General features: G+C 45.4%; 11 protein-coding genes. 10 read left to right on the top strand and 1 reads right to left on the bottom strand.

Translation table 11 applies throughout. The features are described 5' to 3' along the window. Positions 1 to 26: 26 nt before the first annotated feature. The 9 genes from VER99_RS10020 to purF all read left to right on the top strand — a co-directional run bounded on the left by VER99_RS10020 (position 27) and on the right by purF (position 12,405). The gene (locus VER99_RS10020) at positions 27 to 1,160 is read left to right on the top strand and encodes a 4-phosphoerythronate dehydrogenase (RefSeq protein WP_020334568.1); all 1,134 of its coding nucleotides are present in this window, start codon (positions 27 to 29) and stop codon (positions 1,158 to 1,160) included. Then, positions 1,157 to 2,170: an aspartate-semialdehyde dehydrogenase gene (locus VER99_RS10015; protein WP_020334567.1), complete on the top strand. Its 1,014-nt coding sequence runs from the start codon at positions 1,157 to 1,159 to the stop codon at positions 2,168 to 2,170. Before VER99_RS10020 ends, VER99_RS10015 begins: the two co-directional genes overlap by 4 nt. A gap of 200 nt (positions 2,171 to 2,370) precedes the next feature. Next, positions 2,371 to 6,336 (top strand): FimV/HubP family polar landmark protein, encoded by a 3,966-nt coding sequence (locus VER99_RS10010; protein ID WP_020334566.1) that lies wholly within the window; start codon positions 2,371 to 2,373, stop codon positions 6,334 to 6,336. 126 nt (positions 6,337 to 6,462) lie between these two features. After that, positions 6,463 to 7,257 carry a tRNA pseudouridine(38-40) synthase TruA gene (gene truA, locus VER99_RS10005; protein WP_014232609.1) on the top strand — a complete coding sequence of 265 codons (795 nt, stop codon included), beginning with the start codon at positions 6,463 to 6,465 and terminating at the stop codon, positions 7,255 to 7,257. Between the two features lie 195 nt (positions 7,258 to 7,452). Beyond that, positions 7,453 to 8,379 (top strand): acetyl-CoA carboxylase, carboxyltransferase subunit beta, encoded by a 927-nt coding sequence (gene accD, locus VER99_RS10000; RefSeq protein ID WP_014232608.1) that lies wholly within the window; start codon positions 7,453 to 7,455, stop codon positions 8,377 to 8,379. Between the two features lie 45 nt (positions 8,380 to 8,424). Next, on the top strand, positions 8,425 to 9,687 hold the full coding sequence (gene folC, locus VER99_RS09995) for a bifunctional tetrahydrofolate synthase/dihydrofolate synthase (protein WP_020334565.1): 1,263 nt from the start codon (positions 8,425 to 8,427) through the stop codon (positions 9,685 to 9,687). 14 nt (positions 9,688 to 9,701) lie between these two features. Beyond that, the gene (locus VER99_RS09990) at positions 9,702 to 10,301 is read left to right on the top strand and encodes an SPOR domain-containing protein (protein ID WP_020334564.1); all 600 of its coding nucleotides are present in this window, start codon (positions 9,702 to 9,704) and stop codon (positions 10,299 to 10,301) included. Between the two features lie 61 nt (positions 10,302 to 10,362). Beyond that, the gene (locus VER99_RS09985) at positions 10,363 to 10,854 is read left to right on the top strand and encodes a CvpA family protein (protein ID WP_020334563.1); all 492 of its coding nucleotides are present in this window, start codon (positions 10,363 to 10,365) and stop codon (positions 10,852 to 10,854) included. 36 nt (positions 10,855 to 10,890) lie between these two features. After that, positions 10,891 to 12,405 (top strand): amidophosphoribosyltransferase, encoded by a 1,515-nt coding sequence (purF, locus tag VER99_RS09980; RefSeq protein WP_014232604.1) that lies wholly within the window; start codon positions 10,891 to 10,893, stop codon positions 12,403 to 12,405. Positions 12,406 to 12,516: 111 nt separating this feature from the next. On the opposite strand, the gene VER99_RS09975 is transcribed toward purF, so the two are convergent. Next, on the bottom strand, positions 12,517 to 13,392 hold the full coding sequence (locus tag VER99_RS09975; RefSeq protein WP_020334562.1) for a LysR family transcriptional regulator: 876 nt from the start codon (positions 13,390 to 13,392) through the stop codon (positions 12,517 to 12,519). A gap of 297 nt (positions 13,393 to 13,689) precedes the next feature. Here VER99_RS09975 and VER99_RS09970 point away from each other — a divergent pair, with 297 nt between their 5' ends. Beyond that, a complete protein-coding gene (locus VER99_RS09970) occupies positions 13,690 to 14,787 on the top strand; it encodes a response regulator (protein WP_014232601.1) in 1,098 nt (365 codons plus the stop codon). The last annotated feature ends 128 nt before the right edge of the window (positions 14,788 to 14,915 follow it).

Genomic DNA, 14,915 nt, shown 5'->3' with positions numbered 1-14,915 from the left:
AAAATGGACCTTAAAACGCTGGCGCTATGAAAATTATTGTTGATGAAAATATGCCGTACGCTGAAGAACTATTCAGCCAAATCGGTGAAGTGATTCTAAAACCGGGCCGTTCACTAACGGCTGATGATCTGATTGATGTTGATGCACTTATGATTCGCTCTGTTACCAAGGTCAATGCGGAGCTGATCAGTAAAGCAAACAAACTTAAATTTGTTGGTACCGCGACTGCAGGTATGGATCATGTTGATCAATCACTTCTAAAAGAAAAAGGCATTTTCTTTACGGCAGCGCCGGGCTGTAACAAAGTTGGTGTTGCAGAATATGCGTTCAGCGTAATGATGGTATTGGCGCAGCAACAAGGCTTCTCTGTCTTTGATAAAACCGTCGGGATTATCGGCGCTGGGCAGGTTGGCAGCTACTTGGAAAAATGCTTAAAAGGCATGGGCATCAAAGTGCTGCTTAACGATCCGTTCAAGCAGGAAGAGGGTGACCCGCGTAGCTTTACGCCGCTTGAAGAGCTGATTGAAACATCAGACATCATCACCGTGCATACGCCAATTACCAAAGCAGGCAAGTACCCAACCCATCATATGTTTGATGAAGCGGTATTAAACGGTCTACGTGCAGATCAAATTCTTATCAATGCCGCGCGAGGTCCAATTGTTGACAACAGCGCATTAAAGCGTCGATTACAGAAAAATGATGGCTTCACTGCGGCTCTGGATGTATTTGAATTTGAGCCAGAGGTTGATATGGAGCTTCTGCCTCTGCTAGCATTCGCCACCCCTCACGTTGCAGGCTATGGTCTGGAAGGGAAAGCTCGCGGTACAACAATGATTTTCAATAGCTACTGTGAGTTCTTAAATAACGAATTACGTGCGCATGCCAGCGATTTATTGCCAACCGCGCCAGTGCCAACCATGATGTTGGACAGAGCATGGGATGAAGCAACACTGCATAACATCACGCAGTTAATCTATGATGTGCGTAAAGATGACGCTCTTTTCCGTCGCGAAATCGGTAAGCCAGGTGCTTTTGACCTGATGCGTAAAAATTACTGGGATCGCCGTGAATACAGCGCTGTCACTCTAATGGGTAATGAATCTTGCAATCTTGCCCCATTAGCAGAACTAGGTTTTCAGATTGAGGTAAGTCAATGAGCCAACAATATAATGTTGCCATTTTAGGCGCGACCGGTGCGGTCGGTGAAACAATTTTAGAAGTGCTTCAAGAACGCAAATTCCCAGTAGGTGAACTGTACCTTTTGGCGAGTGAGCGCAGTGAAGGCAAGACTTACCGCTTTAATGGTAAAACCATACGCGTACAAAACGTAGAAGAGTTTGACTGGTCACAAGCACACATCGGTTTATTCTCTGCTGGTGGCGATCTATCAGAAAAGTGGGCGCCAATTGCCGCTGATGAAGGTGTGATTGTTATCGATAACACGTCACACTTCCGTTACGAGTACGATATTCCATTGGTAGTTCCAGAAGTAAACCCGGAAGCCATTGTAGAGTTCCGTAACCGTAACATCATTGCGAACCCTAACTGCTCTACCATTCAAATGTTGGTAGCACTAAAACCAATCCATGACGCAGTAGGTATTGAGCGCATCAACGTTTCAACTTACCAATCTGTTTCTGGTGCAGGTAAAGCGGGTATTGATGAATTAGCAGGTCAAACAGCCAAGTTGCTTAATGGTCTGCCAGCGGAAACAAAACAGTTTTCACAGCAGATCGCGTTTAACTGTATTCCACAAATCGATCAGATGATGGAAAACGGCTACACCAAAGAAGAAATGAAAATGGTGTGGGAAACGCAAAAAATCTTCAATGATCCAAGTATTACCGTAAACCCGACTTGTGTTCGTGTTCCTGTGTTTTACGGTCACGCAGAAGCCGTTCACGTTGAAACTCGCTCGCCAATCGATGCGCAAGAAGTGATTAACCTCCTTGAGCAAACTGAGGGTGTTGAAGTGTTCCACGGCGAAGACTTCCCAACACAAGTTCGTGATGCGGGCGGCAAGGACCACGTTATGGTTGGTCGAATCCGTAACGATATCAGCCATCACAGCGGCATTAACTTGTGGGTAGTTGCAGACAACGTACGCAAAGGCGCGGCAACGAACGCCGTACAAATTGCAGAAGTGCTTATTCGCGATTACTACTAAGCTCTGAGAGTTATTGAAACCAAGGCCTCGCATCATGCGGGGCTTTTTTTGTTCTATCCGCGAGTAATTGTGTGAGATTAGTACGAATATGGTTAATGTCACACATTTTTTACACCTAAAGCTATAGTTTTGCTTGATATATCCGATATATTTAACTGATCACCATTTCAAATTGTATCAAGCACAAAACTGAGCCTTCTATGCGCCAAATTTATAAGCGTTTGTTAACAACCTTAGTGTTAATAAGCGCGACTCAGACATCGTCAGTGGTTCAAGCCGAAGGAATTCGTCTTGTTGGACCTTCAGGTGAAGTGCAATCGTCTCCTAGCTATGCTGAAGAGATTGAACGAGCATTACCCGCTCCTCCTGCAAATTCTCAGCCTTCTCGTTTTATTGGGCCTACGGGTGAAAATCAGACGTTATGGTCGATCGCGTCTCAAGTGCGGCCATCTCGCAGCGTGACAGTTCAACAAACGTTGCTTGCTATCTATCGAATCAACCCTCAAGCGTTCGAAAATCAAAATATCCACGAACTGATCCCGGGAAGCAGACTGCGTCTTCCTTCCTTGGAGCAAGTGCAAAGTGCGAGCACAGAGCAAGCCGTCGCAATCATGAAGGCGCATGAGGCGAAACTCAAACAGACTAAGCAGGTCACTAAACCAAAAGCGGTTAAGCGCGCAGAGCCACAGCCAACAGCACCGCAAGTCAAGCAAGAACCCGTTTCCCCTCAACCAGTTTCTACGCAACCAGAGTCGGTTACGCCTGTTAACGCTGAACCGGTTAATGCCGATGAACCTATTGCTGCCGTTCCGCCAGTCAATACGTCTGCAAAAGGTGAGCAGCAAGTCACCGAGCTCAAAGCGAAACTGCAAGGTTCACAGAGCGAGCTCAGTTCTCTGGAAGAAAAAAATCATCGTTTACGCCTGATGCTGTCAGAAGTGCAGAGTGAAGTTCAGACACTGAAAAATGAACTTAACGATGAAGAGCGTATCCGCTCAGAAGTTGAAAAACTGTTGGCAGAAGAGCGCCAGCGAGCTGATGAGCAGCAGCGCATGCAGCCAACCGCATTAGACAAGTTCTTATCTAATGGCTGGCTTGTGGGACTGGCGGCGCTTATTCCAGGCGCGTTACTTGCGTTCTTAGTCGTCATGCTACTCGGTCGTCGCAGCAAAGAAGAAGAGCCAGCTCCAGCTTCGCAGCAGCAATCTCCAGCGGTTGATCCACTAGCGGCCCCAATTGGTTTGGCTGCAGCGGATGAGCTCGAAGAAGAATTGAATCTGGATGACGATCTCTTCGCCGATGAAGAGAACGAGATTTTATCTGAGCAGGCGAGCACTCCTGAGTTAGAGGATGATGTTTTTGCTGGTCTTGAGGATGAAGAGCTTGATTTCAATCTAGAAGGTGATGATGGCGAAGATCCTTTCGCTGGTATTGGTGACGATGGTGACCTTGATGTCGGCTTTGACGAGTTTGAATCCTCAACGAACGGAATCAAAGTCAATGGTGAAGAGAAAGCGCTTGGCCTTGAAGAAATGGAGCGAGCGTTAGACGAGGCCTCGCCGGAACTCGAAGTCCTTGATGAACCAGACTTTGACCTGTCGGAAGGTGAGAGTGAAGAGTTTGAAAAAGAAGATCTCTTCGCAGAGCTATTAGCCGACGACACACCGGAAGACGAAGAAGTTAGTGCGCAAATAGACCAAGCGACGTTGGACGAATTGTTAGCTGAACTTGATGATACTGCTGGTGACTTGGATGAAGATTCATCAACTGTTTCAGAGCATTCGTTTACTGCCGGTGAAGCATCAGATGATGAAATTGACAACCTTCTGGCTCAGTATGAGCAGTCTGAAGTGCAAACGCCTGCTAGTGGAGTGGAGCCTTCGCTTGATTCCAATGAACAAGAGGGCATGACGAAAACCGAAGAGCTCAGTGCTTCAGAGTTGGATGACAGCCTTTTCGACTTATCCGATAGTAATGACAATATCGATGAGAACAGCACGGACTTATTGGATGAACTTATCGAATTTGATGGCGATGAGGCCGACGACGAATTTGATCCGCTTGACGAACTAGAATCATTGTCAGGCTTTGGCAGTGAGGAATTCGAAGAGCTGGACGCAGACAGTGTCGATTTGCTTGATGAGTTGCTTGATGATGACATTAATCATTCGTTAGAAGATGAGGTCTATAGTGAACTCGATCCGTTTGATGATCTTATTCGTGAGGATGATACGCCAGAAAGCGAGCTTAACCAGCGAGAGCAGAGTGCTCCTCAAGCAGAAAGTACGCAAGATTTCCCATTAGAAGAAGCCCAAGCGAGTCAAATAGAGCCAGTTCATTCTGCGGAGGATAGTCTAGAGCTTGAGACGGACTTAGATTTAGATATTGATGCGCTTCTTAATGAGCATCAGCCTGAGCTATTGCAACAGCCTGAGAACCAAGAACCTGAAAAGCAAGCGAGTGAAACGGCTGTTAGTGATGAATTCTTGGAAGATATTGAGGATATCTCACTCGAATACGATCCTTTGATGCGTGAGTTGGATGAGCTTTTTGAATCAAGTCACGATGACGCAAGTTCTGAAGATCAAGACAACAAAGAGGAGCCTTCTGAGCTGGGTTCGTTGTCTGATGAGCAAGAAGAATCTCTAAATACAAAAGAAAAGGAATCTGAGCCTGAATTTACACCAACGCCGAATGCCGTTGAAAATGAATTTGGCATGCCGCTCGAAGAGGACTGGTTACTGGATGAATCTGAACCAGAGTCCGAACCAAAACAGGAACTAGAGCCCACTGCTACAACGTCCGAAGAGAGTGACGAAGACGAATTTGCTTTTGATGAGTTAGAATTGCTAGAGTTCAGTGAAGAAGACGCCTTGGCATCCATGGCGGATGAGCCGGAGCTCGCAGAATCGGAAATTGAACGACCAGAAGCTGGTTCAGAAGCGGACGATGAGTTTGAATTTGATGAGTTAGAGTTGCCAGAGTTCAGCGAAGAAGACGCCTTGGCCTCCATGGCGGATGAGCCAGAGTTAGCCGAATCGGAAAGTGAACGACCTGAAGCCGTTTCAGAAGCAGACGATGAGTTTGAATTTGATGAGTTAGAACTACCAGAGTTCAGTGAAGAAGACGCCTTGGCCTCCATGGCGGATGAGCCTGAGTCAGCAGATTCGGAAAGTGAACGACGTGAAGCCGTTTCAGAAGCGGACAATGAGTTTGAATTTGATGAGTTAGAACTGCCAGAGTTCAGCGAAGAAGACGCCTTGGCCTCCATGGCGGATGAGCCAGAGTTAGCCGAATCGGAAAGTGAACGACGTGAAGCCGTTTCAGAAGCGGACGACGAGTTTGAAATTGATGAACTAGAACTGCCAGAATTCACAGAAGATGACGCGCTTGCGTCTATGTCTGATAGGACGGCACCAGATTCAGAAGCACCCGTCAGCCCTAAAATTACGCTGAAAGCAGACAACGATCATGATGCACTGTTCGAACTGTTTGCCCAGCAGCAGAATGGCCTTGATGCAGAGCCAGAACCGACTCAAACCACTCAAGAACCAAACATTGCTGGTTTAGCTGAGTCTGATATGGAAAGTCTGTTATCTGAAAAAGGCGAATCTGAAGCTTTTGAAGGCCAGTTAGATCGCGACACGATAGACAGCGCCGGCATGGACTTCGAGACCATGTTTGATATCGGTGACGATTGGGAAGGTTTTAAAACACCGAATGATAATAGCGCGTCGGAAGCTGAGGATGTACCTGAAGATCAGCGAGACATCTGGAACTCAGGAGAGGCTCTGAGCGAACCAGAAATTGCTGAAGAAAACTGGGAACAGCAAACGGCCCTGGACGATTTTGATCCTAAGAAAAGTCAATTCATGACGATTGATGAATTGATGGCACAGGTTGATAACGAGAGTGGAGAGTTTGAAGAACAAGACTTGAAGCTGGATGTTGGGTTAAATGAGTTTCCGGATGTCATTGGTGACATCACTGATGTGGACGTCGATTCCGATGCAGAAGGTGCAGGTAAGCTGGATTTGGCTAAGATATACCTGGAAATGAACGATCCGAAAGGGGCGATCAAACTGCTGGAAGAAGCCATTGTATTCGGTGAAGATGACGTTCGCCGTGAAGCGAAAAACCTCATCGACTCCATCAATGGTCGATAAATCAATAGGGGTGGCGTAAGCCGCCCTTTTTTTGTCTCTGCAAGCCAAGTCATTCTCGCTGAAACTGGCAACTAGAGGTGAGTTGGGTATATACTTCCCGCCCCATTTTAGAGTTCGAAGGTTAAGATGAGAATCGCATTAGGTATCGAGTATAACGGTACAAACTACTTTGGTTGGCAACGCCAGAGAGACGTAAAAAGCGTCCAGGAAGAGCTGGAAAAAGCATTGTCTATCGTTGCAAACCACCCTGTAGAAGTGCAATGTGCAGGTCGTACTGATGCTGGTGTACACGGCACCGGACAAGTTGTTCACTTTGATACCAACGTAGATCGAAAAATGGTGGCTTGGACGATGGGCGCAAATGCGAACATGCCAGGTGATATCGCTGTTCGCTGGGCAAAGGAAGTATCAGACGATTTCCATGCTCGATTCTCAGCAACAGCGCGCCGTTACCGCTACATCATTTTCAATCACGCTTTACGCCCGGGTATCTTAAGTTCGGGTGTCAGTCACTATCATGGTGATCTGGATGAGAAAAAAATGCATCAAGCAGGTCAGTATTTGTTGGGAGAAAATGACTTTTCATCATTTCGAGCAGCTCACTGTCAGTCTCTGAGTCCATGTCGCAACATGATGCACCTGAACGTGACTCGTCATGGTGATTATGTTGTCATTGATATTAAAGCGAACGCCTTTGTTCATCATATGGTGCGCAATATTACAGGCAGCCTGATAAAAGTTGGACGTGGCGAAGAAAATCCTGAATGGATTAAGTGGCTGTTAGAGGCAAAAGACCGCAAACTTGCCGGAGCGACAGCAAAAGCAGAAGGCCTATATTTGGTCGATGTAGATTATCCGCAAGAGTTTGATTTACCACGCGTACCGATCGGCCCGTTATTTTTACCAGATAATTTGAACTAAATTTACAAACTTGCTTCAAAATATCGGTAGCTTACACTGAATGTGTACGGAAACTATGCGCTATTTATGATAACAAAAATAGGTACAACCAGTTTTTTATCTACAGTAGCGGCAAGATATGGTTTAATCCGTCGGTGTTATTTCGAATTACTATCTTTCGCAATGAAGCGGAAGAGTTGAGAGAAAAGGTCTTCCATGAGTTGGCTTGAAAAGATTTTAGAAAAAAGCAATCTTGTAAGTTCACGTAAAGCTTCTATCCCAGAAGGTGTGTGGACTAAATGTACCTCTTGTGAGCAGGTTCTGTACCATGCTGAACTAGAGCGTAACCTAGAAGTATGTCCTAAGTGTAACCATCACATGCGTATGAAAGCGCGTCGTCGTTTGGAAACATTCCTGGACGAAGGTAACCGTGTTGAACTGGGTTCTGATCTTGAGCCTCAAGACAAGCTGAAGTTTAAAGACTCTAAGCGCTACAAAGAGCGTATTTCAGCGGCTCAAAAGAGCAGCGGTGAGAAAGACGCATTGGTTGTAATGCAGGGTGAACTACTAGGCATGCCTCTGGTAGCTTGTGCGTTTGAGTTCTCTTTCATGGGCGGCTCAATGGGTTCTGTCGTAGGCGCTCGCTTTGTTAAAGCGGTAGAAGCTGCAATCGAGAACAACTGTGCACTTGTTTGTTTCTCTGCAAGTGGTGGCGCACGTATGCAAGAGGCATTGATGTCTCTAATGCAAATGGCAAAAACCAGTGCAGCACTTGAACGTCTGTCTGAAAAAGGTCTGCCGTTCTTCTCAATCCTGACTGACCCAACCATGGGTGGCGTATCAGCAAGTTTGGCAATGTTAGGCGACATCAACATTGGTGAGCCTAAAGCGTTGATTGGTTTCGCGGGTCGTCGCGTAATTGAGCAAACGGTACGTGAAGATCTTCCAGAAGGCTTCCAGCGCAGTGAGTTCCTGCTTGACCACGGTGCTATCGATATGATCGTTGATCGTCGTGAAATGCGTCAGCGTGTGGGTGGTCTTATCGCTAAGATGACTAACCACAAGTCTCCATTGGTGGTTTCGGTTAACGAATCTCCAAATGAAGAGCCATATTCTGTACCAGAAGTGGACGAAAAAGGGTAAAGTAACAACTAACATAAAGCCAAAGAAATTAATGGTTAAAGTTAGATGACCCAAAACTCAATTCCTCAAGCCACATCCTCTCTAGAGATGTGGCTTGATTATTTAGCAAATATTCATTCCTCAGCAATCGACCTAGGCTTAGACCGTGTTCAAGCGGTAGCAAGTAAAGCCAACCTCACAAAACCAGCTCCGACGGTTATCACTGTTGCCGGTACCAATGGTAAAGGCTCAACGTGTGCGTTAATGGAAGCGATTTTATTAGACGCCGGCTATTCAGTAGGTGTTTACAGTTCACCCCACCTGATTCGTTATAACGAGCGTGTACGCATTAATGGCGTAGACGTAGAAGACGCGAAACATTGCCAAGCGTTCGACTTTGTAGAAAAGCAGCGTGGTGATATCACGTTAAGTTTGTTTGAATTTGGAACTCTTGCCGCATTACGAATCTTTCAGACAGAAAAAGTAGATGTTGTCCTGCTCGAAGTGGGTTTAGGTGGCCGTTTGGATGCCACCAACGTCGTTGATCACGATGTCTCTGTCATTACCAGCTTAGCTGTTGACCATGTTGATTGGCTTGGTGATGACATCAATGTTATCGGATATGAAAAAGCGGGCATCTACCGCTCAGGTAAGCCTGCCATCTGTGGTCAGCCTTTACCTCCTGCAACTGTGGCCGCGCACGCGGACGATATCGGTGCAGAGTTTTTCCAGGTTGGCATCCAGTTTGACTATAAACTGACCGACAAAGGTTGGAGTTGGACAAGTGGTGCGTTCGATCTTGAAGATTTACCTGTCCCGTCACTGCCGTTGCCAAACGCGGCGACAGCACTTATGGCGCTTGGTGCTTCAGAATTGCAAATCACTGACATAAACCTCGTCAATGGCTTGAATAATGCTCGACTCGCAGGTCGAATGCAGGTGTTACAGAGCGAGCCAGAAATCGTACTTGATGTTGCTCACAATCCACACTCTGCTGAATATTTAGTGGAAAAGGTGAAGCATCAGTATGCGGGTAAGCACATCCATGTTGTGATTGCTATGCTGCACGATAAGGACATAAAAGCCACCGTTGAAGCACTGGCACCTATTGCCACTCAATGGTACCCAGCATCGCTTACAGGCCCTCGTGCTGCGACTGCAGAGGAGTTGTGTCAATACTTACCTCAGGGGCAAGTTCAGTTCCAGACACCCGTAGAAGCGTTTGAAAGTGCGAAAACAAGCGCACAACAAGACGATGTTATTTTGGTGGTTGGTTCTTTCCATACCGTGGGTGAGGTGTTGGAGCATTGGCAAGCAAGTAATAAATAACCAAAGGTAATTTGATGGCAAGTAAATTTCAGAGTCGTTTAGTCGGCACTATCATTCTGGTGGCAGTGGGAGTGATTGTGCTCCCAGATGTACTAGATGGTAAAAAACTTCACTACAAAGAAGAATTTGCCAGCATTCCTATCAAACCTGAGCTTGATAGTGATGTGGAAAACTTCGAAATACTCGAGCCTGTCGAAGATGATATTGCATTGCCTGACTCTCCAGTAGAGGCCGTGGTGCAGGAGTCAGAAGAGCCTCAGGTTGCCGTTTCAAAACCGCAACCTGAACCTGAACCGGTAGCTCAGAAAGAAGAGACTAAACAACCAGAGCAAGTTGAAGTCGCTGCTCGTCCGGTTGTTGAGAAAAATCAATATGAAGATTCTGCATGGATCATTCAGTTGATGGCACTTAAGAATCATGACAATGCGGTCGCGTTAGTTGCCGATTTGCAAAAGCGTGGTTATCAGGCTCACACGAAACAAGAAAATGAATTTACGCGTGTCATTGTTGGCCCAGATGTGTCAAAAAGTAAACTGGAACGACAAGTTCAAGAATTACAAAAAATTACTGGCTCAAAAGGTCAATTGCTTAAATTTAAGCCGTTAAATCCATAAGAAAACGTTTGCGTCAGCATTTTTTCTGTTAAAATGCGCGCCAACTTAAGATGAAGAAAATATGAATTGGTTAGATTTTGTCATTTTAGGGGTGATCGGGTTTTCAGCTTTGATCAGTTTAGTTCGTGGTTTTGCTAAAGAAGCGTTGTCTTTGGTGATTTGGTTTGGAGCGTTTTTTATCTCCAGTAACTACTACACCAAATTGGCGGTATATTTCTCCAATATCGAAGACGACATGTTCCGAAACGGAGCTGCGATAGCGGCATTATTTGTCGCAACACTAATTGTTGGTGCAGTGGTGAATTATGTCATTGGCCAACTAGTACAAAAAACAGGGCTATCAGGTACTGACCGACTTCTTGGTATGGTCTTTGGTGGTTTACGCGGAGTTCTAATTGTTTCTGCGGTACTGTTTTTTATGGATGCGTTTACCGCATTCCCAAGCTCGGATTGGTGGAAAGCGTCACAGTTAGTCCCTGAGTTCAAACGTGTGATCGCTCCCTTCTTTGAGCATTTACAAGCAACGTCAAGTTTTCTTTCTGGCACTATCTAGTAGTGCCAGCTACTGTCGCAAATCGAGGATTAGGACATGTGTGGTATTGTTGGAATCGTGGGCACAACCCCTGTAAACCAGTCTATTTATGACGCGTTAACGGTGTTACAGCATCGTGGCCAAGATGCAGCGGGTATTTGTACCATAGAAAGCAATCGTTTTCGTCTGCGTAAGGCGAACGGTTTAGTCAAGGATGTGTTCGAAGCAAAACATATGCAACGCTTGCAAGGTGAAGTTGGTATCGGTCATGTACGCTACCCAACTGCTGGCAGTTCAAGTGCTTCAGAAGCTCAGCCTTTCTACGTAAACTCTCCTTTCGGTATTACACTTGCCCACAATGGTAACTTAACCAACGCTCACGAAGTTCGCCAAAAGCTGTTTGAAAAAGACCGTCGCCACATCAACACGACGTCAGATTCAGAAGTGTTGCTGAACGTGCTTGCTCACGAAATCGATTCTGTGAAAGGCAATGTAACGACAGAAGACGTCTTCCGCGCGGTGACTAACGTCCATCGTACAATTCGCGGCGCATACGCAGTAACTGCAATGATCATTGGCCACGGTATGATTGCATTCCGTGACCCGAATGGCATTCGTCCTCTTTGTTTGGGTAAACGCGAAGAAAAGGGTCGTACTGAATACATGGTGGCATCTGAGTCTGTTGCTCTTGATGCAGTAGGTTTTGACTTTGTTCGAGACGTGGCACCAGGTGAAGCGGTTTACGCAACTTTCGATGGTGAGCTATACACTAAACAATGTGCAGATAATCCAAAGCTAAACCCATGTATCTTTGAGTTTGTTTACTTTGCTCGTCCTGACTCATTCATTGATAAAATTTCTGTTTACAGCGCTCGCGTTGAAATGGGTAAAAAGCTAGGTGAACGTATCAGTGAAGACTACGCTGATCTTGATATCGACGTTGTTATCCCAATTCCAGAAACCTCGTGTGATATTGCTCTGCAAATTGCACAAGCTATCGACAAACCATACCGTCAAGGCTTTGTGAAAAACCGCTATGTAGGCCGTACGTTCATCATGCCGGGTCAACAACAGCGTAAGAAGTCTGTACGCCGTAAACTGAACGCGATTCGTTCTGAATTTAAAGACAAGAATGTACTTTTGGTTGATGACTCTATCGTTCGTGGTACGACGTCAGAGCAGATCATTGAGATGGCTCGTGACTCTGGTGCGAAACGTGTATACATGGTCTCAGCTGCTCCAGAAGTTCGTTTCCCGAACGTTTACGGTATCGACATGCCAAGTGCTACCGAGCTAATCGCTCATGGTCGTGACAACGAGACTATCTGTAAGCATATTGGCGCAGATGCGTTGATCTACCAAAAGCTTGAGGATTTAGTTCAAGCCGTTGGCCTTGGTAACCAAGACATCACCCAGTTTGATACATCGGTATTTAACGGTGAGTATGTGACGGGTGACATTGATCAGCAGTACCTAGACTTCCTAGATGGCTTGCGTAACGATGATGCAAAAACTCAACGTGAGATTCAGCAAGATTTAGCGAACCTAGAGCTTCATAACGAAGGCGCGTAATTTTCGCTTCCTTATGAACTAAAAAACCAGAGCTTAATGCTCTGGTTTTTTGTTTTAGGTCGCTATCTCTTACTTAAGCGGGGGAGTCTACCCCGCTCTCATGAGAGTGACTTAGTGAATGTTATAAGCAATCACGTAGTCGATGAAGAGGCGTACTTTTTCTGGCAAATGATCTTTATGATTATACAGCATATAGATATCGCGAGGGTTAGCACTCCAGTCTGGCAGAATACGAATTAAGTCACCACGTTCGATGTATTCTTTGACCATAACATTCGGCATCAAAGTGATGCCCAGGCCTTCAGAGCAGGTACTGCGAACCACATTCAGTGCATTAGCCTGAAAGCGTGCACGATCCGTGTTTACGACAGACTCTCCCTTACTGTTTTTCAGTGTCCACTTGATTAAAGGGTAGCCTTTAAGCAGAGAGTGATTAGAAAGCTCCTCAGCGTGCTCTGGTGCTGGGTTTACCGCAAGGTAGTCAGGGCTCGCAACCAAAATGTCTTTTACTTCGCCCACTTTACGAGCAATCAGGCTGGAGTCACGCTGTGGACCTACTCGGAAGATGACATCCCATTCTGTTGGATCGAGTTTATCCGCGTTATTTTCTGTTGTTAGCTCAATATTTATATCGGGGTACTGCTTCATAAAGCCATTGAACATCGGCATCATCATACGTTTTGTTAGATTGTACGGAGCCGATATTTTGATTCGCCCGGATGCGCCACGACAGTCGTCTGTAATTTCCTCGGCGGTAGAAGTTAGGCTTTGCAGTAGTGGTGAACATTCTTTGTAAAAGCGTTCACCAGCTTCGGTAAGAGAAAGCTTACGAGCATGACGGTTCAGTAGTCGAAGATTAACAGAGTCTTCTAGCGCTTGAATGCGTCGGGTGATGGTCGCAACCGGAATCATAGTTTTTCGCGAAGTTGCTGTATAGCTCCCATTTTCGACAACCAATCGAAATAGGTTTAAATCATCTAATTTCATATTTCCAGACACATTAAGTTACTAATTGACGCTAATTTATAATTAACTTTGCTATGAAAGATTGCTTTAAGTCAACATGTTGCACTATTTGACCACACCAGGCCGCTACGAGCAAACATTGATATAGCTATGCTATTCCAATGAATATTTGTATAAACGCCTTTTTCAGACTACGTTTTATAACGAGGTGAGACCACCTAAGCCTTTAAATGGCGGGGGATTCATCGATAAAAGTACAACAATAATAAAGACTTAATAAAAACTTGTTTTTGACTGACCTATGTGAGGTGTAAAGGTATGTTTAAGGCTCACAGTCATACGGCAATGGTCTCGGCGCAGGAAGCGGTTCATCATAAACTCATTATGTTAGTGGATGATGATGCCATTTTTCGCAATGTAACTAATGCCTATTTAGAAAGTCAGGGTTTTGAGGTAGTAGAAGCTGAAAATGGCTTAGACGCACTTCAACAACTTAGGGAATGCCAACCCGATCTTGTCTTATGTGATTTATCTATGCCGTTGTTGGATGGTATAGAGTTCGTCGAAGAAGTCAGCCTGGAATATCCATCGTTGCCGCTTATAGTGGTGTCTGGCACGGATGAAATGTCAGACGTTGCAAAGGCGTTGCGTTTTGGTATTAAAGACTTTCTTCCCAAACCGATAGGTAACTATAAACATTTAACACAAGCTATCGATAATACGCTTGAGGATTGTGACTGTCATTTTTCTGAACAACGTGACTTTTCAAGTCAATGGTTCAGGGTTGATGATGGTGGAGAAATACCAGATGAACAAGAGCTTCACTGGCATTTAGAGTACTTGCAAGAAAACCCGAATGCGGCAAGAGATTTGCTTCATGCACTATTACCGGATAAGGATGCTTCTCAAGGAGACTGGCGTTGTTCATACCGGCTACTTCAATCGACAGACGTAATGCCGTTGGTGTTCGATTATCGTTGGCTGATGAATGGACAGTTTGCTTTCTACTTGGTGGACTCTGCTTCCCAAAGTAACAGCGGAGTAGGGACCACTTTACTCATACGCGCATTATTTGATGATTACCTACGCAACTTAAAGAACTTTAGTGCCGATCTTAAAGACATGGTGGGAATCATTGAGAAGGGTATTGAATGCTCGGAATGTGCAGGGCCAATTAATGCTGTGTTTGGCGTTGCAGATTTGGCGTCATCTACGGTCTCGATTTTGCCTGCGGGTTTAGATAGCCAGTGGTCAAATGGTGATTCTAACCAGCATATCGCAGCAGGAAATAGCTTGGGTGGTGGCAGCTTGAAAAACTTCATCACCAGGGACTTGCCGCTAAATACCGCTGGGCAGTTGTCTATCGGATGTCTGGGCTCTTCAAGTTTTAGCCTAAATATCACTCGCCACGAATAATTCACTAGATACGAATCTGGTAAACGAAAAGCAGCAATAATGCTGCTTTTTTTATATCGTTTTCGAGCCATTCAATCGTATTGATAGATTAATAACCTTACTTTTTGTTTGTGTTTATCACCGCCTGT

Origin of the sequence: Vibrio natriegens NBRC 15636 = ATCC 14048 = DSM 759, assembly GCF_035621455.1 — a bacterium.
GTDB classification, from domain to species: domain Bacteria; phylum Pseudomonadota; class Gammaproteobacteria; order Enterobacterales; family Vibrionaceae; genus Vibrio; species Vibrio natriegens.
This window is presented reverse-complemented; position numbering and strand designations above follow the sequence as displayed.

Bases quoted from the DNA above. Each gene is read 5' to 3' on its own strand.
- VER99_RS10020 (WP_020334568.1), top strand. From the start codon at position 27: ATGAAAATTATTGTTGATGAAAATATGCCGTACGCTGAAGAACTATTC.
- VER99_RS10015 (WP_020334567.1), top strand. From the start codon at position 1,157: ATGAGCCAACAATATAATGTTGCCATTTTAGGCGCGACCGGTGCGGTC.
- VER99_RS10010 (WP_020334566.1), top strand. From the start codon at position 2,371: ATGCGCCAAATTTATAAGCGTTTGTTAACAACCTTAGTGTTAATAAGC.
- truA (WP_014232609.1), top strand. From the start codon at position 6,463: ATGAGAATCGCATTAGGTATCGAGTATAACGGTACAAACTACTTTGGT.
- accD (WP_014232608.1), top strand. From the start codon at position 7,453: ATGAGTTGGCTTGAAAAGATTTTAGAAAAAAGCAATCTTGTAAGTTCA.
- folC (WP_020334565.1), top strand. From the start codon at position 8,425: ATGACCCAAAACTCAATTCCTCAAGCCACATCCTCTCTAGAGATGTGG.
- VER99_RS09990 (WP_020334564.1), top strand. From the start codon at position 9,702: ATGGCAAGTAAATTTCAGAGTCGTTTAGTCGGCACTATCATTCTGGTG.
- VER99_RS09985 (WP_020334563.1), top strand. From the start codon at position 10,363: ATGAATTGGTTAGATTTTGTCATTTTAGGGGTGATCGGGTTTTCAGCT.
- purF (WP_014232604.1), top strand. From the start codon at position 10,891: ATGTGTGGTATTGTTGGAATCGTGGGCACAACCCCTGTAAACCAGTCT.
- VER99_RS09975 (WP_020334562.1), bottom strand. From the start codon at position 13,392: ATGAAATTAGATGATTTAAACCTATTTCGATTGGTTGTCGAAAATGGG.
- VER99_RS09970 (WP_014232601.1), top strand. From the start codon at position 13,690: ATGTTTAAGGCTCACAGTCATACGGCAATGGTCTCGGCGCAGGAAGCG.